This is a genomic window from Natrinema pallidum (assembly GCF_005890195.1).
In the GTDB taxonomy this organism is placed as follows: domain Archaea; phylum Halobacteriota; class Halobacteria; order Halobacteriales; family Natrialbaceae; genus Natrinema; species Natrinema pallidum.
The window spans coordinates 43,046-64,347 of the sequence record NZ_CP040638.1; the positions used below are offsets into that span (position 1 = coordinate 43,046).

Below are 21,302 nucleotides of genomic sequence, written 5' to 3' on the forward strand. Positions count from 1 at the left end.
CGGGCTAGTCGCCAGCTTCCGACTCGGCCGAGGCGTCGGGGTTGCACAGGCGGCGGGCCGCCTCGAGAGCGTTTGCGGCCTCGTCCGATGAGACACTGTCCCGGCCGAACGCAGCCCGTTCGTACCTCGCCGTGATCTCGTACAGCAACTCGTCTTCAACTCCAGTGTCGCTGTGATAGTTGTGATAGAACTCCCAGTGGGTGAGAGCCGCTTGCTCATCGGTCCGTGAGTCGAGTGCCTCACGAACGGCGGCATAGACCGCTTGTACTGCCTTGTCGGGCTGCTCGCTCGAGAGCTGTTTGCTTGTTCGCTCGAGTAAGGCTTCGACGGTGTCGGGAGCGGCACTCGATGACTGATCCGAAGCAGTCACCCCCGTTCCGACAGTTCCCTGCTCCTCTGAACGGTCGTCCAGCGTGCTATCGGTACTGTCCGACCGGCGAATCCACCAGACGAGAAGTCCGATCGCGATTATGGCACCGAAGCCGCCTGCGATCCAGACCGTTGACGAGAGCGTGTCACCCCCGTCGATTGTAACGACTGTTTCGTCCATCGTCGGCTCGAGGTTGGATCCGGTCCCATCGTAGGTGGCGCTCACTGTTACTTCGCTTTCGTCAACCGTTTCAGGGACAGCGACGGTATCGTTGAAGGTTCCGCCAGCCTCGGTCGAAACACTGCTGACAGTCACCCCGTCGATCCCGATGTCGACTCTCTCGCCACTGATTCCGTCACCGTTGACCGTGTCGAGCGTTCCGTTGACGACGAGTGTCCGCGTATCGTCCGCGAGCGCCGTAACCGACAACTGACTCTCGGTCTCACGAATCGTCACGTTCGTTGTGTCGGCGGTCCCGGCGAGGGCCTGCTCTTCGAACGGCAGCCGGACACGCAGTTTCTGGGTGCCGTCCTCGACGGATGCCGGTAGTGTGGCCGACCCGTCGAATACGCCGTTCCGGACCGGTACCGTACCGATGCGTTCGTCGTCGACGATCACGGCAAGGGTGACGCCGTCGACAGGGACGCCCTCGGCTGTCAACTCGCCGGCAACGGCCACCTCCTCGCGGTATGCCACCTCGCTACTGACGTTGTCCAAAGAGATCGTCGGCTCGGACTGTTCGATGGAGATATCAATAGTCGTTTTGTCGCCTAAATACGCCGACTGCGTCTCAGGGACGTACTGCACCGTGAGCTCGTTGTCCGTCAGCGACTCGTTGGTTGGGCGATACTCGAGCGGAAACCTGCCCGCGGAATCCGTCGTCACTCGTTCGGTGTGGGTTCCCACATCGAGACGGACTTCCTCGTTCGAGATCGGGGTACCGTCTGCCCTTCGTAGTTCGCCTACCGCGACCAGTGGCTCGAGAAACGAGATATCTGTTCGCTCAGGGACGACCGTCAGCTCCGTCTCCTCGAACTGTTGTTTCCGAACGGTTTCCTGCTCGGCCTGAATGTCGTCGGTGACTTCTTTGATGGCCGTCTCCGGTTCTGAGAGATCCGCACCCGTGGCCGCTTCGATCACAGTGTAATCCTCACGCACGGAGCCTCCAAGAGTATCGATCTCATCCGAGAGTCCTTCGAGTTCACGTGCGAGTTCGCGTGCGCGCTTTTCGTTCCCCGCTTTACGGGCCGTCTCGTACTCCGCTTTGGTGTCCCGATACTCACGTACGGCGTCGGACAACTGGGACTGTTTCTCGCCGGTGGCTTTGAAATCTTCTTCATAACTTTCGCCTCCGGTTTCCCCTGCGACGTCGACGTACTGCTCCAGTCGGTTTTGATACTCTTCGCCGACGTACTCGTTGGCGACCTCATACTCCCCTTCGCTCAGTTGAATCGCACCCGTTCCGAGTCGAGCCGTAAGCTGGTTTGCTAGGATCCCTTCGACAGCATCGAGGTCGCCATCTTCGGAATAGTCGTCGGGGTTTCGATGTGTCGTTGTCTCGGTTCGATTCCGGTCAGTCGTGTTTTCTTGGACTGCGACCGCTGAGTCCGCAACGACGATCCCACCGATAAGTATCATCGAGACGATGAGGAAAACGGGAACGAGTACACGACCGTCGGCAATATTCACGAGCGCACGGTTCGTAGTGCAACCAAATAAGGTATTCTTTCGACCTAGGTCAATACTTTATAAGGGGTCCTTTGGACTAACATCAATACATTGAACATGGTCACTGGAATCTGTCCAGGTATGTATCCCACGCGCCGAGGGTGGACGGTCGTCGCACTCGTCGTCGTGCTCGCTGTCTTCGCAGTCGTGTTCGCACGCCCGCTTGTGCTCGTCGGCGCGGCCCTCGTCGGCACGTGGTTACTGACACACCAGTATCGCTTCGCACAGGACCTCAAGCGGACGCTCGAATCGCTGTCAGTCGTTCAAACCCCTGCTCGGATCGCTCTCCAAACCGGTGACGAGATTCCGGTCACGCTCGCTACGACGCACGAGGCTGAGACGGCACTGACGCTCGAGATTACCGCTGGACTGCCGGTCACAGCTACGATTTCCGAGCCGATCTCAGTGACCCTTGAGCCGAATACTGAGCGCGCCCATCAAAGTCGGACGAGTACCTGGCCAGTCGTCGGCCGCCATACGTTCGACGAGGCAACCGTGAGGGCGACGGATGCACTGTTCCGCGAAACTGTCACCACCGGATCGACGCCGACCGTAACGGTCGAACCGCCCACCCCTGGGACGATCCACGTCGGTGAAGGCGGTGATCGACTCGCCGCCTCGTACGGCTCTCACAACGCCGGCCGCACTGGATCCGGGATTGAACTCGGCGAACTGCGCGAATACGTCCCGGGTGATACGGGAGCAGAGATCGACTGGAAGGCAACGGCACGCCATGCAACCCCGTACGTCCGCGAGTATGAGGCCGAAACCGATCGACGGACGCTGCTCGTCGTTGACCACCGGGCAACTCTCGCAACCGGGACACGGGCTGAGACGAAACTCGAGGCGCTCCGTAGCGTCGCCCTCGTCATCGCAGGGGCTGCACGGCGACTCAACGACCCGCTTGGGCTCGTCACTGTCGGCGACAGTGGACTCACACACAACCTCGAACTCGCTTCGCCAACGGCCAACTACGGCTCGGTCCGCCGTCGATTGCTTTCCCTTGAGCCGACGGTCGCTACGGACACAACGCCCACGACGGCTGTCTCCGGTCAAGTCGACTCGCGGTCGGGAGGCGACCCTGTGGGTTCACCGCTGCTATCGATATCGAGCAGCGTGGCAGCGGGTCGTGTCCCGTTCTTCGATCGACGGACGACTCCCGGTGATGTCCAGCGGTTGCTTTCCAATCTCGAGGGAGCGGACGATGTGTTCACGCGGACACTGCGGCCGTTCTATTCCGACCGCCGAGTGTACTGCGAGCAACTCGCCGAAAAGCCGTTGTACAGCGCTATTCAGCGAGGCGTAACGAGTGCACACGGGTCCCTTTTGACTGTCATCTGTACTGATGACTCGCGACCGGCGGAACTACGTGAGACAGTCGCGCTCGCAAAGCGGGGCGGAAACGAGGTGATGGTCCTGCTCGCGCCCTCCGTTCTCTATGAACCGGGCGGGCTCACGGATCTCGAGCAGTCCTACGACCGCTACGTCGCGTTCGAGGAATTCCGGCAGGAATTCGCTCGCATGGACAGTGTAACGGCGCTTGAGGTCGGCCCGGCTGACCGGCTCTCGGCCGTCCTCGAAGCGGGTCGCTCGAGTGGTGGTCGTCCATGAGTGTCCGTATCAATACGGTTCCGGCTGCGACCGGGCGCGACTGGCTGTCAAGTGGTTCTTTCGTCATACTGGGTGTTACGTTTGCGGTTGTCGCCGGGCCGCTGGGCACGGTAGCAGGAATCGCGACCGCAGTCGTCTGGTACGTCCTCGGCACGCCGTACGCGCTGGCGGCCGGCCATATCGCACTCGTTGCATCCATCCCGAACGGGATCGATCCGCCTGCTGTCGCCCTCGTTGAAACTGCATTCGTTGTCGTCCTGCTTGCACCCTCCTATCGGACCGCGAACCCGCTTCGAATCGCCCTTGTTGCGGTCACCGGTTCGATAGCGTTGGCCGGTACTGCATGGCTGCTCGCAGGGTCCAAGTCGCTCCTACTGGCCGCTCTTGTGGTGCTTGTACTGTTCGCGCTCACCGCGTACAGTTTCCACCGATATGAACTCGTTCGGCTCGGACTGGTGCAGGCTGCCGACCATGACTCGTCGTCACCGATCGCTGGAGTAGCGACCGACGAACCAACGACTGGGTCGTCCGCGGAGACGACCACTGACGTTTCGACTGATCCATGAGCACGACTGATCTCGAGAGTGATGAACCGACAACTGAACCGACGGCCAACCGACCCGCTGAGCGAGATGAGAAGCAACTCGCACTCGCAGCGCAGGTCGACCTCCTGAAGGAGGAAAACGAGCGACTACGAGACGAGTACGCTCGTGCTCGACAGTCACAGTACCGCCGTACTGCGGCGGGGCTTGCGCTCGTCGGTGTCTTCGCTTTCGCCGCTGCGATCCTCCTTCCGGACGCCAGCGAGGTTCTCTTCGCGCTTGCCTCGGTAGGACTGTTCGGGGGAGTCCTCACATATTATCTGACGCCCGAAACGTTCGTCGCCGCCGATGTTGGTGAACGGATCTACGCTGCGATGGCGGCCAATGAGGCCGCAATCGCCGACGAACTCGGTTTACGTGACGATCGTATCTATCTCCCGTCGAACGACGCCGTCGGAGCCTGCCTGTATGTTCCCCAGCAGACATCCGCCGAACTGCCCGCTTCCGACGACGTTGAGGCCCCAATTCTAACCGTCCCCGAGTACCGTGGCCTCGTATTGGAGCCGACCGGATCGCCGCTGTTCGAGTCGTTCGAGCGTGCGCTGACTGGCGACCTCGCGACTGTGCCGGCACCGCTTGCGACGCAACTCGCTGACGGGCTTGTCGAGCAGTTCGAGTTCGTAGGGAGCGCCGAGCCGGACGCCGATCCGTCTGCAGGCCGCGTCACAATCGCGATCACTGACAGCTCGTTCGGGGCTATCGATCGCTTCGATCACCCGATTGCATCGTTCCTTGCAGTTGGATTTGTCGCCGGACTCGAGCGCCCGATTCGACTCGAGGTCGCGGCAGGCGGCGACCGGTCTGACTGGCTGGTTACCTGCCGGTGGGGCGAGAGTGAGGACGTGCTTACCGGTTCGACACCCCCCAACACGGAAACGAACCACAATGATGCAAAAAAAGGAGCGTCTTGGACGGGGTCGGACAAACGCCGATAACGTGTTCCGAAGCTGGCGACCGTCCCGTCCGATCCGCTAGTCGAGGACCTCGTTGCCACCGTCGCTTGCCGCGGCCGAGTCGAACGCTTGCGTTGCCTCAGCACTTGGCGGTTCGACCGTGTCGACGATCTGCGTGACGACCGTTGCAGGATCGATATTGCTCAGGTCGGCGTTCGTGCTCAAGACGAGCCGGTGGCGCAACACTGGCTCGGCGATCGATTTTATATCGTCGGGAATGGCGTAGTCCCGGCCGTTGATTGCGGCTCGGGCCTTGGCCCCGTTGAGAAATGCAAGCGTCGCCCGTGGCGAAGCCCCATGATCGATGTCCGCGTGTTCCCGCGTCGCCCCAACGAGATCAAGCACGTACTCCTTGACTGCTGGTGCAACGTGAACCGCCCGAACCGCCCGCCGCGCATCGTCGAGCACCGATGGGTCGATAACTCGCTCGACGTCTTCGGGACCTAGTTCCGGATCGGTATCGAACCGATCGAGTAGCTCCCGTTCGTTCGCTCTCCCCGGCAGATCAAGCGTGAGTTTGAACTGAAATCGGTCACGTTGGGCTTCAGGTAGCTGGAATACACCCTCGGACTCGATCGGATTCTGTGTTGCGACGACCATGAACGGGTCGGGCAGCGAGAGCGTTTCCCCCTTGATCGTGACGCGGCGTTCCTCCATCGCCTCGAGTAGGGCGGACTGGGTTTTCGGCGTCGCACGATTGATCTCGTCGGCGACGACTAGATTTGCGAAGACGGGGCCGCGTTGGAGTTTGAACGTCCCCGTTCCCTGCCGGTAGATATGGGTCCCCGTAATGTCGGCTGGAAGGGTGTCGGGCGTCATTTGAATCCGGTTGTATTCAAGCCCGGTCGTTCGAGCGAAGAGATTCGCAAGCGTCGTCTTGGCGATACCCGGTACCCCCTCAACGAGGAGGTGACCGCGGGTCAGCAACGCGATTGTGAGATATTCCACCGCCTCGTCGTTGCCGATGAGAACGCGGTTGATTTCCGTCTGTAGCAGGTCATAGATGGCTTCGGGGTCGCTACTCATCCCATCGCCCGGAGCAGTAGTGCCGCTCATTCGTCGTTGGTCCCTTCCGAGCGAGGCGTGTTAAGCGCTGTTGTAATCCGTTGAATTCGGTCCTCGTCCCAGTCTGGATGGCGTCTACGGAGGTACTCGGCTTGCTCGGCATCGGAGAGACCAGTGCCAGCGAGCCCAGCTACCCGACTCTCGGCGGGCTGAAGGCGTGCTGGCAGACGGGATCGAATCGCCACCACTGCGTCCCGAACGTGTGCCTGTGAGACAACCGCAACGAGCCCAATACCGGTGGAACCGACGAGCAACTGCAATAGCGCTGAGTTCCGGATCAGGTGTAGCATGCTGGCCAGCGGTGGCACGGAAGCACCGTGTGATCGATCGAAGACGACGTAGTCGGCATCAGCATACAATCCGCCCACGAACGCGGCGTTATCCGGTTCGTCATACATTGTGTTGATCGTGAGACTCGGATCGCCGACGACGACGACCTGCCCCGAACTGACGTTCTCGACGGTGGCAACTGGATACGATCGAAGCTCGTCCTGCTCGTCTAAATCGTCTTCTTCGGGGCCGAGGTATCCGAAGTCGCTCGTTGCAACTAGTACCGTGGCCTCTCCGGGATTGACAACGGTCCCGTAGTTTAGCGTCACCCGGTCGACACTGGAAGTGAGCGTGTGGTTCTCGATGTCCGTAGCAACTGGCATCGTGGGGCCGCGGAAATGATGACGCTCGTCTCGCAGGAGACGACCATCTACACGCGCTTCCGTCCCGAGATCGGCTAGCAGCGCGTTCCCAGGCTCACCGAAATTTTCGAGAACGACCAGCGTCCCACCATTTGTGACAAACTCTCGTATCCGTTTGATATCCTCGTTCTTATACTGTTTGTCCGGAGAAATGACGAAGGCAACTGTCTCGTTGGCTGGAAGTTCCGCGTACTCCGTAGTCTCACGTAGCAGATGGCTCTCGACGGTCGGATCGTCATTGGCGGCCTTTCGGAACTCGGATGTGCCGTCCCAGGACGGATTGTACAGACCGAACGAGGACGACGATGTCACGCCCACAGTTCCCAGTGTAATCAGCACGGACACACCAACTGCGAGCAACAGTACCCGTGGCCAGTCGATTGCACCGCCACCACCCAGTACGTCTCGATGCCAACTCATCGCGTTCCCTCCTGGAGCCGGCCTGTCGGTTGCTCCCAACCGTCCGTCGTACACTGGCTCATATTGGCACCTCTGGCGGCAGGATTTTGAGAATCCGTCTGACGACGACGACCGCGAAGCCGATAAGCCCGAACAGAATGGGCCATCGGAGCCGGCGTCGCCACGTCGGCGTGACGTTGAACGGAGCCGTTAGCTCCGTAACGATTAGGAAGCCGATCAAGGAGAGAACGAAGAACAGTTCGTAGGAGAGCGCGTTTAGCAACGAGAGCGTGAGGACTACCGCGACCATCCACGCGATGTGCCCGTGGACGAATTGCATTCGACGCTGGGTTGGCATCTACTCCAATGAGGGGTATCGGAATACCTAAACGTAGCGAACTGTCGTCACATGCAACCGGTTACAGTGGTCCCTTCGAACCGGTGCTCGAATTCGATTCACAGGACGACTTACAGCGTCGTCCGTCCGTGAACGACACATCTTTGCGGATACCCTCGAAAGCCCGACTCATGTGGCCCTGGGGACACCTCGCCGTCGCCTATCTGTTGTATACCGTCTATAGTCATTGGCGGAACAGGCACCCACCGAAAGCCTTGCCGGTAATCGCCCTCGCAATCGGATCGCAGTTCCCCGATCTGATCGACAAGCCCTTCGCGTGGACGTTCGAGTTGCTTCCCGCCGGTCGAACGCTCGCTCATTCGGTGTTCGTCGCTGCACTGTTGCTTCCGGTCGTCTACAGGCTCGCCCTGCGTTTCGACCGTCCCGATATCGGAGCAGCATTCGTCCTTGGCCATGTGTCCCATTTGTTCGCCGACATTCCTCCGTCCGCGATCCGTTCTGGTGATCCCTCGGCAACGACGTTCCTGTTCTGGCCACTCCTCGAACCGCCGACGTATGAATCGGTCGACGGGATTCTTGCCGGCTTCCTTCGCTATTCGATGGGGCCGTTCGAGTGGGGCCAACTCGGCCTCGTCGTCATCGCGATCGCCGTCTGGGTCTACGATCGTATGCCCGGCTTCGACTACGTTCGATGCGGGATCGAACGGGCGATCCGGTGGAGTAGCGAAAACAGCCAGTAACGCACCCCTGGCCGACTGGATCGATGCGGCGACGGTCCTTCTGCAGGTGGTGTTTCTGCCAAAGACGAGTTTTCCATTTTATGATCTGTTCTGATGGATCACAGATTACAGGGCTATCTGTCTCGGAAAGCACGCTCGAGGTCGTAACCGGACACCGACCGTCGACGCGGATCACAAAAGCCTCCTCCATCAGAACACAAAGCGTTCTGATTTGCCTGCAAAACACTCTACGGCGTGCGAACGGCGAGGACACGTGCACCCTGAATCTCCCCTTCGAAATCTTACTGACCTCTCCTTTCGGAACGTGTCGGTGCGTTCTCGATATCGTTTGTACCGAACAGCAGAAAGACTTTATTTACACTGTTGGAACAGGCATCTATGCGAACAGGTCCCCGCGCAGTCGTAATCGTTGGACTGCTGTTGCTTGCAACGGTTGCAGTTTCCGTACCGGTCGCATCGGAGTCGGAATACAGCCTTGAAGTCGCTACTTCAGTTTCGACGCCTGAGGAGACGGTCGAACTGGAAGGAACGGAATATCAGGTCGATGGTGTCGGCGTTATCGAACCGGGTGAACCGATCGAAATCGATGTCACCTCTTCGAAACAGTATCGCGTGTTCCTGTATAATACGGATGAAAAATCCGAGTATGACAACATTTGGAATGCTAATGAAACCCATGTCATAATGGGAACTGAAGACGACGCGCTTGATACAAGTACTCTTGAACCGGGAACCTATATGTTATCGTTAGAGCCACGTGGGGAGGGTCGTGCGGCGGTCTACCCTGTCGTGGTACAGGAGTTCGATGTGACTGTCGATTTCCCCGAGACCGTGTCAGTTGATGAACCGGCCGAGTTTACTGCAGTGATCGACCCCGCCGAGGCAGTATCGGATGTCGACACAGTTGATGTCGCTATTTGGAACGATGCCAGTGAAAACGTGACGGAGATCGAGTTAGAAGCCGATGGAGACGGAATGTACAGTACAACAGTTGACTCCGGTAAGTTCGATGAGGGGGAGTACAACGTTTATGGAGGTGTCTTGAACGAGGAGGAAGCACAGGAGTATCCCACGCCAGTCGCGGTTGATAACGGTGGCACGTTCACAGTGACAGCCGAAAACAGTGGTGGCGGTGGCGGTGGTGGTGGTGGTGGCGGTGGTGGCGTCGGAGGGGGCGGAACCGGCGGTGGGTCATCGGATGACAGCACCGGGAATGAGTCCGATTCATCAAGCGAGGATAGTTCGACCACTAACTCCACGGATACTGAAACAGTTCCTTCTCCCGATAACGAGACCACCGTTGGCAATGAGACCAATTCCACCAGTGAGGTAGAGAACAACGATGACACCTCTGGAACCAGCGCTGGAAACAATACTACTGGATCCGACTCCACTCAAGACTCCGGTATCGAGCCAAATAATGAATCGGACACATCCGATGAGCCCACGCAGACGGACGATACAGCGGGGATTCCAGGAATCATTCCCGTCTTAACGCTGCTCTCCCTGCTCGTCGTTAGCTACCGACTCTCACAATAGCCACGAAACCCCTTCGGTTTCTGTCGGACCTGCAGTACATTGTTTCGAAATCCGAGGGTGTTATTATGAATTCCTCGCCCGATAATGTTAAAGTGTTTGAGTGTAACTGTTTGATATATGTTGAAGGATAGACGACTCATCGCTGCACTGCTTTTGTGTGGGATGCTAGTTCTTACTCCGTTCGCTGGGGTAGTCGGCGGGACCAGCGGGACCGTATCGACGGCATCAAACGGTGAGTATATCGACGCTACTGAAAATATATCAGTTTGGGATCGGACATCGGTCTCATTTCGTGCCGATACAGGCGCCACAGGGGCAGTGACCGTCGATAACTTGTGGCTCGATGCGGAAACGGAACGCGGCGATTCTAACTTACACCGCGATACCCTCGCAGTCTTCCAGACGGATCGGGAAACAACACTTAGGTTCGGTGAACATACCAATACAAACAGTTTCGGACCCGGTGATGACGCTCAACTCCTCACTGGCTATCTCGAGGACGATGTGAGTGAAAACGACGTGGACGACGTTCCAACGACTGGCCAAGCAGTACTGGATGACCTCACGTCCGAAAACATGGACAATCTCAACGAGAACGTTTCGTTTAGTCTCAGTTCGGTTACCTTCGAGGAAGACGGCACACTAACGACATCGGTTACACCGGACAAACCCGGCCTATACATGTACGTGCTTGCAACGGGCAGTGGCCTCGAGGTTACCAACGGGGATCTCGCTATCAACGGTGACACTACTATCGTCGGCGTGGAGCAGTTCGCTGCACAGAACAACAGGTCGGCTGTCACCGCACCGAACTCAGCAGAACCCGGTGACGATATTGAGTTCGCCGTCAACGCGACCGAATGGAATGGCAGTACTTCACATACAGTTGTACTCTATGACGAAGATTCGTTTAGTGGGAGTACAATGACTATTAACATCAGCGAACAATTGAGCACGGACCTTTCGGCAGATGATGTTACTGTCAAGCATGAAATTACGGAAGTCAATGGTGTTCAGAGGATTCAGGATAACGTAATCGTTTTCGGCCAGTCAGCGGAAAGTCGGACCGAAACGGGCCCTATCCAGTTTGGAGATATCGTTCGCTTCTTGGCAAATGATGCGGATATTAACGAACCGGGGACACAGGTCTCCAACGATGGAATCAGCCTTGACGCTTCTAGTACTGCGGTTCGGACAGAGGCAAGTACGACCCTGTCTGTGGCCACGTATGGGAACTGGACATCGGATGATTACCGTTGGATCCACGTTGCCTCCGGTTCCTCGAGCGACCAAGTTCAGGTAAATACGGGGACGTTGACTATTGAGCGGGCTACTGGCGGTGGTGGTGGCGGTGGCGGTGGTGGCGGTGTCGGTGGCGGTGGTGGTGACGATTCCCCTGACACTGGTGAGGATGTCACTGTCGTAGCGGAGGAAACATCATCCCCTGAAATCGCGACTGACAAAAACAAATCGACGGTCGGGTTCGATAAAACGACTGTTGAGCAGATCACATTTAACAGTGCTAACATCACTGGTGATGTAACCAGTCGGGACCTCGACCGGGAACCGAATGAGACTGGCCCTTCACCTGGTGTCTCTGCATCAGTGTTCGAGATTGTCATCCCGGACAACGCTGAGGACACGAGTGCGATACTTCGAACGACGGTTTCGGCTGATCGCGTTGAGGAGATCAGTGCCGATGCTTCGGACCTTCGTATCAACCGGTATAACGATGTCGACGGGGAGTGGCAGGGGCTTTCCACCACCCTCGTGGAAGAACGGAAAGACGAGGTCGTGCTGGAAGCTGAGACACCTGGCTTCTCGTACTTCTCGGTGAGTGCGGTAAGCACGCCAACTGCCGATGCAGCGGCTTCACCAACCACGATTGAAGCAGGGAACGAAGTCGAACTTGATGGGTCCGCCTCCGAGAACCGCTACGGCGAAATCGTCGACTATACCTGGGAGATCAATGGGCAGACGTTCTCGGGTGAAACGGTGACTACGACCCTTGACGAGAGCGGGAACTATACGGCCCATCTAAAGGTCACGAATGACGCTGGTGAGACGGCCAGCGATTCCGTAACGATTACGGTCGAACAAAACAGCGACGAGATCGGCGATGGTGATGGAAGCGATACTGATGATGGTCTGTTACCGGTTCCCGGGTTCGGGCCGATTATCACCGTTTTGGCTCTGATGGTCGCGCTGCTTGTGTTCCGTCACCGATCCCCGTAGAACTGTCTGCCACCCCCGTATTTGCTGGCGTGTGTTGTATTTCTCGATATTGCTGGTTTATACATATCTAGAAGTTAGTAAGCAGAACAATTAATTATCTATAGATACGCTCCTAAGATATGGCTAGGTCCGCCGCTCCGGACACGGGAGCATCTTCTCCTGTCGTCACAGCGGATGACGTGACGAAAATCTATTATCGGGGATCGGAACCCGGTCGTCTCGCTCGCATCCTCGGTCGCTCACAGCCGCCAGCTGTACGCGCAGTTGAATCAGTTTCGATCACCATCTCTAACGAGGAGATAGTTGGTCTCGCAGGTCCAAGCGGTAGCGGGAAATCAACAATATTACATATGCTGGCCGGGTTGAAGCGTCCAACTTCCGGTACCGTTCTATTTCGGGATACTGATCTCGAAACGCTGTCGAAGCGAGAACGAACTCGACACCGACTTGAACACATCGGTGTCGTTTTTCAACAATTTCATTTACTCGATTCCCTTTCAGCCCGCGCAAACGTGGCGCTTCCGCTTGTCGAGCTTGGTATTGGTAAACGACAACGCCGACAGCGAGCAGCCGAACTACTCGAACGTGTTGGACTTGGTGATCGTATCACACATCGACCCGGGGAACTCAGCGGGGGAGAGCAACAGCGTGTTGCGATTGCTCGTGCTTTAATAACGGATCCGGACCTCGTAATTGCAGATGAGCCAACCGGTGAACTCGACACGGACACCGGTCGAACCATTCTCGAGACGTTCAGACAGGTTGCAGAAAACCGCGCTGTCGTCCTTGCATCACACGATCATGAAACGCTTGGTAGTTGTGATCGACTGATTCAACTTCGTGATGGATCCGTGACTGATCATCTAACTCAAAAGGAATCAATTGATGAACATTCGTAAATTAGTTATACACTGGCTTGGCCTCGTTTCCGTTGGTATTCGTCGAGCCGCATCACGTGCAACATATACGGCAAAACAACGAATGCGGTTTAGCGTTCTCGGTGTTGCCGTCGTAATCGCGTTACTAGTCATGGTCACCGGTCTCGGTGTCGGTCTTGCCACTAATACAACGGTGTACGATGAGGATATCGATTATTGGATCGTTCCTGCCACGGATAGTCCAGAGTCACCGTTAATTGCGACTGATAATCCGCAGTTCAATTCAGTTCACCAGGCGAACGATCGTATCCGCGACCATGACGATGTAGAGTATGCAACTCCAGTACTATCACAGGTTCTTCGGATCAGAACCAATGAAACAGAGGAATACGTTCTCGTTGTCGGTATAATAAATACATCCAAGTTGGAGCGGGTTGCCGGTCTTAGTACGCATTCACTCAGTCCTCATGATCCATACTACATGAACGGCGAATACGATGGTGAATGGACTGGCGATACCGTGCTTTCACGGAGTGCAGCTGATACTCTCTCCGTTTCAACGGGTGATCCGGTATCGATAGTCGGCAATAACTCGTTTACCGTCTCAGCCGTTGACAATCAGTCCCGTTCTGTCGGTAATGTTCCGACAGCACTCGTTCAATTGAGTGAATTACAATCTATTACTGGTTCTACAACTTATGATCAAGCGGACCAATTTGTTGTTGGCACGAATACACCGGCTGTGCAGAGTGAACTTCAGGGTCTCTATCCGAATTCCGATATTCGTTCTCGCGGTGAAATGACCGTAAGCGATACACGCGACTCCGAGTTGTCACTAGCGCTTGCGCTGACTGCGTTTCTCGTCTCCCTCTCTATCGGAATGTTGTTTGTTATTACAACGTCAGGGCTCGAGATCGTCGCGGATCAACAGCAGTTAGTGATTTTGTCCGCAATGGGGATCTCTACCAGAAGTCAACTCAAACTAATCGGAGTGGAGACAATCGTGATGGCGGGACTTGGGGGATTATTCGGCGCTGTTAGTGGTGTCGTTGGCATTCGTCTAATAAATATCGTCTCGATTCGGACGATAACGACTGAGCCGATAGCGGTTTCTCATCCGCTGTTCATCGGGTATGGTGTTTCCGTTGCGCTGTTAGTTGGTCTCCTTTCATTGCCGTTTCTGCTGGTAACCGCTCGTCGTGTTTCGGGAGGTGTTCCATAGTGTTTAGTTCGCTCGGTAACAGTCTTCATCGACTCCGAACTGCAGGGAGTCTCACGGTCGCTCAATTTCGTCAACGGAAACTTCGACTCTCATTGGCGATAATCGGTATTGCACTTGCTGTCCTTGCAATAACGCTGCTCGCCGGAACAGGAATTGGTGTTCTTGAAACCGGTGAACAACAATTTGATGCCGCCGAACGTGACCTATGGGTCACAGCAGGTGAAACTCGTATCACATCTGCGGGAGGTGGTGGATTCGAAAACACGCTCTATGATTCGCGAAACCTCTCTACCGAACTTGAGTCAAACGAGGAGATTTCCAATGCCATTCCATTGGCCTTTGATACCGTGTATGTTAGATCCAATCAAAGTGGCAGTTTTAATACATTCATTGCAACGGGAACCCCACAGGGCGGCCCAGCGGTTCACGTGACGGATGGCGACCAGATACAAGGAGATCCCCACTATGCTAACGGAACATATGATGGGGAGATGACGAATGAAGTTCTAATCGATGAAGAAACGGCACGAGAACTAAACGTTAGTGTTGGTGACTCGATTAATATCGGTGGCTCACTGGCTGCCGCGCGGGAACATGAATTTACAATTGTCGGAATGACTCCAACGTTCGAACAGATGCTCGGTACACCAACAGTGACGATGCCACTGAGCGAACTACATGAGGTTACAGGAACGACACAAACTGAGCCGGCAACGTTCATTACAATAACTGTCGAAGACGGCACAACTGTTGAGGCGGTACAGCGAGACTTGCAGGAGACGTATCCCGAATATAAAATCCGAACAAACCAGGAGCAACTTTCGGCTATATTACAAGAACAGGTACTGTTACTTGCAGCTGCAGGAGTACTCGTCTTTCTAGCACTCAGCGCTGGTATTGCACTCACCCTCTCACTTCTATCACTGGTCATTCACCAACAGCGACAAACATTTGGAGCACTTACCGCGCAGGGGATCTCGTCATCGTTTCTTATTGCAACAGTGATCGGACAAGGTCTGATCATCGGAACTTTGGGTGGTGGTATCGGAGTCCTACTCACTCCGCTTGCTGTTACTGTACTCAACCATCTCGCAGCAGTCATCGTTGGATTTGATGGCCTCGTTCAAACTGCACCGTGGATTTATGTGGGATCTCTTGGCATTGCTATCGTCATTGGAACGGTTGCTGCAGCCATTGCTGGGTGGAAGATTAGTCGTACACCTCCCCTCGAGTTGCTCCAGTGATACTTCTCGTGGGTACGACAGTGTTAGTTAGGCCGATTTGAGAAGCGGATCGATATCGAAGCACTCGAGCAACTCGTGAACTGGACCGAGCCACACGCTGGGCTCGAGATCCGATTCGCAGTTGGCGAGTTCCGGCTCTGCGTGACGCAGTCCGATGTGTGGATTCTCGCTTCGGGGTGAGAACAGTTACTGAGATAGAGCGGGGATTGGAGTGAACTGTGGCTACCAATGCGGCTATCGCTCAGTGAGTCATTGCTTCCCCGAGAGGTTGATAATGCGGAAGCATCGGATGGGGCAGATGGATACCGATCGCCATCAATCCATGTGCCAACAGGACATATCCGAGTATAATGAAGACGATTCCGAGAAGACGGTGGAGTCGTTGGCGATGGATAGCGTCAACGGACTCAATGAGTGTGCCATAAGCGAAGACGGCTGGAATCGTTCCGATTCCAAGCGTCCCTAACGCGAGAAATCCGGAAACGGCAGAGCCGGTCGCGAACGCGAAGAGGTATGCTGGATATAGAATGGGGCAGGGCAACAATCCGTGCAGCGCACCGAGGCCGATGATTCCGGGACTGTTCACGTATCGGTCGACGCGAACACCAATCCAGTTCGTCACCCGCTGCACACCCGGAATTCTACTTCCGGACACATCACCGAGAAGGTATTTTACACCTGCTGTGATGATAAACACGCCGATCAGAACGCCAACGCTCCCGCGAACGAGGTCCACGATCGTTGTCAACTGATCCGTCGTGACGAACACGAAACCACCAAACGCGCCGAACGCCCCGCCAATAAGCGCGTAACTGAGCGTCCGCCCCAGGTTGAACAGGGCATGTTGGCGAACCTCATACGGCGTCAGATGCCCACGCTGACTTAGAGAATCTGCCGTCGCTGCCCCACCATCCGGACGTGGAGTCATCCGCTCGGCATACATCGTCACTAACGGTCCACACATTCCAATACAGTGTGCTCCACCAAGCACTCCGATGGCAAGAAAAAGGATCATGTCCACACGTAGGAGTGACTCGAGCATAACAGGGTGTTTGTCCGTTCAGGACGCTTCCTCTTGCTAATTCTGGTCCAGTTACCGAAAGCAAACCGAGCAGGTGGCTATATCATTGTTTTTGATGGACTGGACTCACTAACACATGTGTCTCATGTGATGGGACGCAGAGAATAGATGGAATCGGAGACCACACTCGTAAAAAGCCGACTCGATCACTTCTGTTCGGACAGCAGGGATCGGGTTGAATTCGTGACGACTAGCAGACTGCTTCCGGCCATCGCGAGTGCTGCAAAAAGTGGATTCAGGAGATTCATAATGGCCAGTGGGATCGCGATTGCGTTGTAGCAAAACGCCCACGCGATATTGCCCTTCACCCGTCGGTTCGTCGCTTGAGCGAGTTCGAAGACCGTATCGACGGATGCGAGGTCGTCATCGACAAGGGCGACGTCCGCGGCATCAGCGGCCATCGCAGTACCACCACCCAGAGCGATTCCAAGATCAGCAGCAGCCAACGCCGGTGCATCGTTGGTTCCATCCCCGACCATCACTGTTCGTCCCGTTTTATTGAACCGCTTGACAGTCTCCGCTTTTCCCTCTGGAGGAACACCCGCAAACACGTCATCGACAGCGGCGTGTTCTCGAAACTGCTGTGCCGCTCGAGCGTCGTCCCCAGTCAGCACGACGACATCCTTTCCGTCGTCCGAAATCGATGCTACTGTCTCATCCCAGGCCGTTCGCAACTCATCACCGACGACGATAACGCCTTCTGCGGTCCCGTTGCGACCGACAGCGACCGGAATTCGTCCTGTTTCACGGCTATCAGTAATTCGATTGGTGATGTCCGCAGGGACTTCCCAGCCCTGATCGCGAAACAGGTCCGGATGGCCGACAATGATCTCATCCCCGTCGACGATACCCATTACTCCGTTCCGGTGACTGTCAAAAGAGTCAATGCGACTGTCCTTGGCATTGGTGTCCGATACTGACTCGGTCGCGCCATCGTCGGAGACCGATCGTTCAGCGGCGATGGCTTTACCGACCGGATGCGACGAGCGCTCCTCGAGGAGTGACGCTTTCTCGAACAACTCCGTCTCAAGGTCACTCTCAGTAACAGTCATTTCACCCGTCGTCAGCGTGCCCGTCTTGTCAAAGATAACCGTATCCGCATCACGGAGTCGCTCGAAGATGCTATCATCGAAGATGACGATCGAACGCTCTAATGCGTCGCGGATCCCTGCAGCGACTGCAAGCGGCGTCGCCAACCCGAGTGCACAAGGACAAGAGACAATCAACACCGTGAGTCCGATGAGAAGGGAAGAAACACCATTCCCGAGTAAGAGATTCACACCTGTAACAACGACTGCGAGAGCAAGAACAACCGGCACGAAGATCGTCGCCAGTTTGTCCGCGAGTTTCTGAATGCCGTGGGAGTCGCTTTGGAGATCCCAGACGAGTTCGGAAATTCGATCAAGGCTACTCATCGCGTCGTCTCCAACGCGGACAGTCACAGCACCGTCCGTCACCATCGAACAGCCGACGACGGCATCGCCCGCTGTCTTCCGGACGGGAAGCGACTCACCGGTGACAACTGCTTCGTCAACGGCTGCGTCACCGTCCACGATCTGTCCGTCGACAGGAATCCGTTCTCCAGACCGGACTAACACATGATCCCCGGCTTCGAGATCGTCGACTGTGATGTCTTCGTACTCCCCATCCTCACGGACCCGACGGGCCTCGTTGACTTGGATCGACGTCAGGTCGGAGAGGCGCTCGGTCGCCTCTTGTTTGATCGATGATTCATAATAGTTCCCAACCGTGACGATAACGATGATCGCGACGGTCACGTCGTAGTAGATGTGCTTGTCACCGAATACGATCGAGAGCGTACTGTAAAGATATGCGCTCACGGCCGCAATTGCGACGAGCAGATCCATATTCGGAGACCGTGTCCGAATGCTGACGTACGCACCCTGTAAGATCGGCTTTCCAGTCACGGCTAGGATAATCGTCGTAAGCGCCGCAATAACGACGTAGAACGGAGTGGCGACAGAACTCGCAAGTGCGCTTTCGAAAAACTCTGTGACCCGCTCACCGTAAAACAGGCCGCCAAAATACGTCGGGTAGATAATAACGAGGTACTGTAGCATTACAGACATACCCATGAGGACGCCAACCGCAACTCGTCCCATCTCCCAATTGTTCGCCCTCCGGCGGCTAAACGTATCGTCACGGGAATAGGCACTATAGCCGAGTCGGCTGATCTCGTCCTGGAGAGTCGCCGTCGAGACACGATCCGGATCGTGATCGATTCGAACCGTGTCGGTCACATAACTCGAGTTGGCAGCACTGACGCCGTTGATCGCCGTCGCGGCCGATTCAATAAACGCTTCACAGGTCGCACAGTGCATCCCGTCGACTTCGAGAAACGTTGTTTCATGCTCCTGCGGGACCGCTTGATCAGTCCGTGACTTATCCTGTGCTCGGCGAACGTCTTCGGTGTCGATATCGTCGATATCACCAAGGGAATTATAGACATCCCGACAGCCGGGACAGCAAAACTGATTTCCGTTCTCTACGATCGTGCTCCCGCTAACGGGGAGATCACAGAGCGTGCAGCCGGGTTCTGATGTAGTACGATCAGACATTCACTGACTATTGATGGGAGTCGCTGTGATTTACTGTGTGTCGATGTCACCACGACTTTTAGCCATGATCGCTTGCCGAAGGCTAAGTGGTCTATATTATCGGCAGCCATTTAACACGTTTGTGATATTCCAAAGGCCAGCCGTTCTCCGTTGATGAGCAGAATCAAAAAGCAGTGAGTTAGCCCAGCAGTTCCAAACAGTGGTTGAAATCCAATACTGTCAACAAACACTCGAGGAGGTCATACAAAATCCGCGTAAACGTTCAACTCTGGAATGGCTGCTTCTAATTCGATTATATGGGCTCTGGTGAATCACCGGTCCGCATCGGCTTCCGGTGTGAAATTGCGACTCAAACCGTTGTGGTGAAACGCTTCTCAGTATACACTCGAGCGATCCGTGGAACCGGAGCGAATGAGGGCTGTTTGTCCGCTCCCAGGAAGGATGAACCGATGTAGCAACAGCGACAGATGCGGAGACGCCACAGTCTCGGAAGCGAGGGATTGTCGGACGACCGAGCGCAGCGTGTCCCGAACGCCGAACTGTCCAGCACTCGTGAGCAGGCAGGAGACGTTCGCCGGCACTGTCTAGTTGAATCAGTTTGAGAAGTAAGCAGGTCGTTGAGTAACTTGCCGAGAGATGCTCGCAGACCTGGTCAGTGAGAGCTATGACGCGGATTTAGAAGAATCGTGGGAGAACGAGCGGACGGCGACGCCCGTCAGGGCGTTCGCCGTCCGCCTCCATCAGACCGGTTGCTCGCTTCGAGAGACAACAACGATTCTCGCTGAATTAGGCGTTGAACGATCTCATGGGGCCGTCTGGAATTGGGTGCATCGGCTGGTTGACAGCGGCTGCGACCCGCCTGAGGCGCAGCTGAAGCGGGTCGCGGTTGACGAGACCGCTGTCAAGATAAACGGCGAGTGGTCTTGGTTGTACGCTGCAATAGACACCGAGACAAAACTGATTCTTGACATCGCGTTATTTGGTCAGCATGGCACTGATCCGGCGGCTGCATTTCTGCATCGACTCGACGAGAGACACGATCTCTCCGAGGCTGAGTTTCTTGTCGATCAATTCGGCTATCGGATTGTCCTCTCTCGAGTAGGATTGAGTGGTCGGGTCAACTATACCGACCGAACCCTCATCGAAAAGTGGTTTCAGACACTTAAAATGCGGATCGACCGCTTCCATACTTCGTGGGTGGGCAGTCGGTCGAGCGTCCGCGAGTAGCTCGAATAGTTCATGCATTACTACAACCGTCAAAGACCGCATCAAGCTCTCGACGGAAAGATGCCGGTCGAGGAGGTGCTGAACTAGACAGTGCCGGAGGCGGCTATTGTACTCTTCTAGAAGCAGTCTCTTCATCGAACAACCGATTGGCTCGTAATACGGTGTGCTTCCCTCAGAAACACATCGATAGAGGTGTCTAGTTTCTCATCTCGGAACACATCGATAGAGGGGTCTGGCTCAGTTTTGCCTCCCTCTCACATTGAACTCCTCTCTGAATTTACTGGCTCGTTGTCCTTCGGGTTTTGTGGACGGACGCCAAGCCGTCCAATCGACGTTAGTGACAGAATCTCATTCGAAGTTCCGATCGGGTCCGTGTGCTCACTCCGTGGGCATAGCTGCTGATTCTCTGAAGACGGCTAACATGCCGTTTAGGCACGCTCGGTATTCGAGTTCCGGACGGCTCGCCCGATCACTCCGATTCCGAAAACAACTCGCCGACGTACTGGTCTTCCCACTCCCGACGCGCCTCGAGTTCGCGCCGGCCTCGAGCGGTGATCGTGTAGTAGTTCGTCCGCTGGTCGAGTTCGCCTTTCTCGACGAGGCCCTTGTCGACGATTTCGTCGAGGTTCGGGTAGAGTCGTCCGTGGTGGATTTCCTTCTCGTAGTAGTCCTCGAGTTCTTCCTTGATCGCGAGTCCGTGCGGATCGTCCTGTCCCGCGATCGTGTACAGCAGGTCGCGCTGGAAGCCGGTGAGATCGTACATATCGAACTTTCTGGTT

General features: G+C 55.9%; 16 protein-coding genes and 1 pseudogene. 10 read left to right on the top strand and 7 right to left on the bottom strand.

Annotated features, from left to right (window positions below; translation table 11 throughout):
* Positions 1-4: 4 nt before the first annotated feature.
* Complete coding sequence (locus FGF80_RS17625) at positions 5-2,059, bottom strand: DUF4129 domain-containing protein (protein ID WP_238705381.1); 2,055 nt, start codon at positions 2,057-2,059, stop codon at positions 5-7.
* A gap of 120 nt (positions 2,060-2,179) precedes the next feature.
* Here FGF80_RS17625 and FGF80_RS17630 point away from each other — a divergent pair, with 120 nt between their 5' ends.
* From FGF80_RS17630 to FGF80_RS17640, 3 genes are read left to right on the top strand one after another with little or no spacing between them, the layout of a single operon-like run.
* Positions 2,180-3,709 carry a DUF58 domain-containing protein gene (locus tag FGF80_RS17630; protein WP_138655581.1) on the top strand — a complete coding sequence of 510 codons (1,530 nt, stop codon included), beginning with the start codon at positions 2,180-2,182 and terminating at the stop codon, positions 3,707-3,709.
* Positions 3,706-4,275, top strand: a complete 570-nt coding sequence (locus tag FGF80_RS17635) for a hypothetical protein (protein ID WP_138655582.1) — start codon at positions 3,706-3,708, stop codon at positions 4,273-4,275. The genes FGF80_RS17630 and FGF80_RS17635 overlap by 4 nt, the downstream gene beginning before the upstream one ends.
* Positions 4,272-5,246: a hypothetical protein gene (locus tag FGF80_RS17640; protein ID WP_238705382.1), complete on the top strand. Its 975-nt coding sequence runs from the start codon at positions 4,272-4,274 to the stop codon at positions 5,244-5,246. The genes FGF80_RS17635 and FGF80_RS17640 overlap by 4 nt, the downstream gene beginning before the upstream one ends.
* Before the next feature lie 36 nt (positions 5,247-5,282).
* Here FGF80_RS17640 and FGF80_RS17645 read toward each other — a convergent pair whose 3' ends face one another.
* Genes FGF80_RS17645 through FGF80_RS17655 form a run of 3 tightly spaced genes read right to left on the bottom strand, consistent with a single transcriptional unit; the run spans position 5,283 to position 7,778 of the window.
* Positions 5,283-6,320 carry an AAA family ATPase gene (locus tag FGF80_RS17645; protein WP_138655583.1) on the bottom strand — a complete coding sequence of 346 codons (1,038 nt, stop codon included), beginning with the start codon at positions 6,318-6,320 and terminating at the stop codon, positions 5,283-5,285.
* A complete protein-coding gene (locus tag FGF80_RS17650) occupies positions 6,317-7,441 on the bottom strand; it encodes a DUF4350 domain-containing protein (protein ID WP_138655584.1) in 1,125 nt (374 codons plus the stop codon). Before FGF80_RS17650 ends, FGF80_RS17645 begins: the two co-directional genes overlap by 4 nt.
* A gap of 58 nt (positions 7,442-7,499) precedes the next feature.
* Positions 7,500-7,778 (bottom strand): hypothetical protein, encoded by a 279-nt coding sequence (locus FGF80_RS17655; protein ID WP_138655585.1) that lies wholly within the window; start codon positions 7,776-7,778, stop codon positions 7,500-7,502.
* 170 nt (positions 7,779-7,948) lie between these two features.
* Between FGF80_RS17655 and FGF80_RS17660 the strand changes: the two genes are divergently transcribed.
* From FGF80_RS17660 to FGF80_RS17685, 6 genes are all read left to right on the top strand, one after another.
* Positions 7,949-8,518: a metal-dependent hydrolase gene (locus FGF80_RS17660; RefSeq protein ID WP_138655586.1), complete on the top strand. Its 570-nt coding sequence runs from the start codon at positions 7,949-7,951 to the stop codon at positions 8,516-8,518.
* Positions 8,519-8,896: 378 nt separating this feature from the next.
* Positions 8,897-10,057, top strand: a complete 1,161-nt coding sequence (locus tag FGF80_RS19365; RefSeq protein ID WP_175417068.1) for a hypothetical protein — start codon at positions 8,897-8,899, stop codon at positions 10,055-10,057.
* A 117-nt stretch (positions 10,058-10,174) separates the two neighbouring features.
* Positions 10,175-12,292: a PGF-pre-PGF domain-containing protein gene (locus tag FGF80_RS17670; RefSeq protein WP_138655588.1), complete on the top strand. Its 2,118-nt coding sequence runs from the start codon at positions 10,175-10,177 to the stop codon at positions 12,290-12,292.
* A 119-nt stretch (positions 12,293-12,411) separates the two neighbouring features.
* Positions 12,412-13,191: an ABC transporter ATP-binding protein gene (locus tag FGF80_RS17675; RefSeq protein ID WP_138655589.1), complete on the top strand. Its 780-nt coding sequence runs from the start codon at positions 12,412-12,414 to the stop codon at positions 13,189-13,191.
* A complete protein-coding gene (locus FGF80_RS17680) occupies positions 13,178-14,392 on the top strand; it encodes an ABC transporter permease (RefSeq protein ID WP_138655590.1) in 1,215 nt (404 codons plus the stop codon). The genes FGF80_RS17675 and FGF80_RS17680 overlap by 14 nt, the downstream gene beginning before the upstream one ends.
* Positions 14,392-15,636 (top strand): ABC transporter permease, encoded by a 1,245-nt coding sequence (locus tag FGF80_RS17685; RefSeq protein ID WP_006187344.1) that lies wholly within the window; start codon positions 14,392-14,394, stop codon positions 15,634-15,636. Before FGF80_RS17680 ends, FGF80_RS17685 begins: the two co-directional genes overlap by 1 nt.
* Before the next feature lie 241 nt (positions 15,637-15,877).
* On the opposite strand, the gene FGF80_RS17690 is transcribed toward FGF80_RS17685, so the two are convergent.
* Together FGF80_RS17690 and FGF80_RS17695 are read right to left on the bottom strand one after the other, a co-directional pair.
* Positions 15,878-16,678: a sulfite exporter TauE/SafE family protein gene (locus tag FGF80_RS17690; RefSeq protein ID WP_006187343.1), complete on the bottom strand. Its 801-nt coding sequence runs from the start codon at positions 16,676-16,678 to the stop codon at positions 15,878-15,880.
* Between the two features lie 185 nt (positions 16,679-16,863).
* On the bottom strand, positions 16,864-19,296 hold the full coding sequence (locus FGF80_RS17695) for a heavy metal translocating P-type ATPase (protein ID WP_138655591.1): 2,433 nt from the start codon (positions 19,294-19,296) through the stop codon (positions 16,864-16,866).
* 636 nt (positions 19,297-19,932) lie between these two features.
* Between FGF80_RS17695 and FGF80_RS17700 the strand changes: the two are divergent.
* A pseudogene (locus tag FGF80_RS17700) lies at positions 19,933-20,610 on the top strand (IS6 family transposase).
* A gap of 382 nt (positions 20,611-20,992) precedes the next feature.
* On the opposite strand, the gene FGF80_RS17705 reads toward FGF80_RS17700, so the two are convergent.
* A complete protein-coding gene (locus FGF80_RS17705) occupies positions 20,993-21,286 on the bottom strand; it encodes a PadR family transcriptional regulator (protein ID WP_138655593.1) in 294 nt (97 codons plus the stop codon).
* Between the last annotated feature and the right edge of the window lie 16 nt (positions 21,287-21,302).

Bases quoted from the DNA above. Each gene is read 5' to 3' on its own strand.
- FGF80_RS17630 (WP_138655581.1), top strand. From the start codon at position 2,180: ATGTATCCCACGCGCCGAGGGTGGACGGTCGTCGCACTCGTCGTCGTG.
- FGF80_RS17635 (WP_138655582.1), top strand. From the start codon at position 3,706: ATGAGTGTCCGTATCAATACGGTTCCGGCTGCGACCGGGCGCGACTGG.
- FGF80_RS17640 (WP_238705382.1), top strand. From the start codon at position 4,272: ATGAGCACGACTGATCTCGAGAGTGATGAACCGACAACTGAACCGACG.
- FGF80_RS17645 (WP_138655583.1), bottom strand. From the start codon at position 6,320: ATGAGCGGCACTACTGCTCCGGGCGATGGGATGAGTAGCGACCCCGAA.
- FGF80_RS17650 (WP_138655584.1), bottom strand. From the start codon at position 7,441: ATGAGTTGGCATCGAGACGTACTGGGTGGTGGCGGTGCAATCGACTGG.
- FGF80_RS17655 (WP_138655585.1), bottom strand. From the start codon at position 7,778: ATGCCAACCCAGCGTCGAATGCAATTCGTCCACGGGCACATCGCGTGG.
- FGF80_RS17660 (WP_138655586.1), top strand. From the start codon at position 7,949: ATGTGGCCCTGGGGACACCTCGCCGTCGCCTATCTGTTGTATACCGTC.
- FGF80_RS19365 (WP_175417068.1), top strand. From the start codon at position 8,897: ATGCGAACAGGTCCCCGCGCAGTCGTAATCGTTGGACTGCTGTTGCTT.
- FGF80_RS17670 (WP_138655588.1), top strand. From the start codon at position 10,175: ATGTTGAAGGATAGACGACTCATCGCTGCACTGCTTTTGTGTGGGATG.
- FGF80_RS17675 (WP_138655589.1), top strand. From the start codon at position 12,412: ATGGCTAGGTCCGCCGCTCCGGACACGGGAGCATCTTCTCCTGTCGTC.
- FGF80_RS17680 (WP_138655590.1), top strand. From the start codon at position 13,178: ATGAACATTCGTAAATTAGTTATACACTGGCTTGGCCTCGTTTCCGTT.
- FGF80_RS17690 (WP_006187343.1), bottom strand. From the start codon at position 16,678: ATGCTCGAGTCACTCCTACGTGTGGACATGATCCTTTTTCTTGCCATC.
- FGF80_RS17695 (WP_138655591.1), bottom strand. From the start codon at position 19,296: ATGTCTGATCGTACTACATCAGAACCCGGCTGCACGCTCTGTGATCTC.
- FGF80_RS17705 (WP_138655593.1), bottom strand. From the start codon at position 21,286: ATGTACGATCTCACCGGCTTCCAGCGCGACCTGCTGTACACGATCGCG.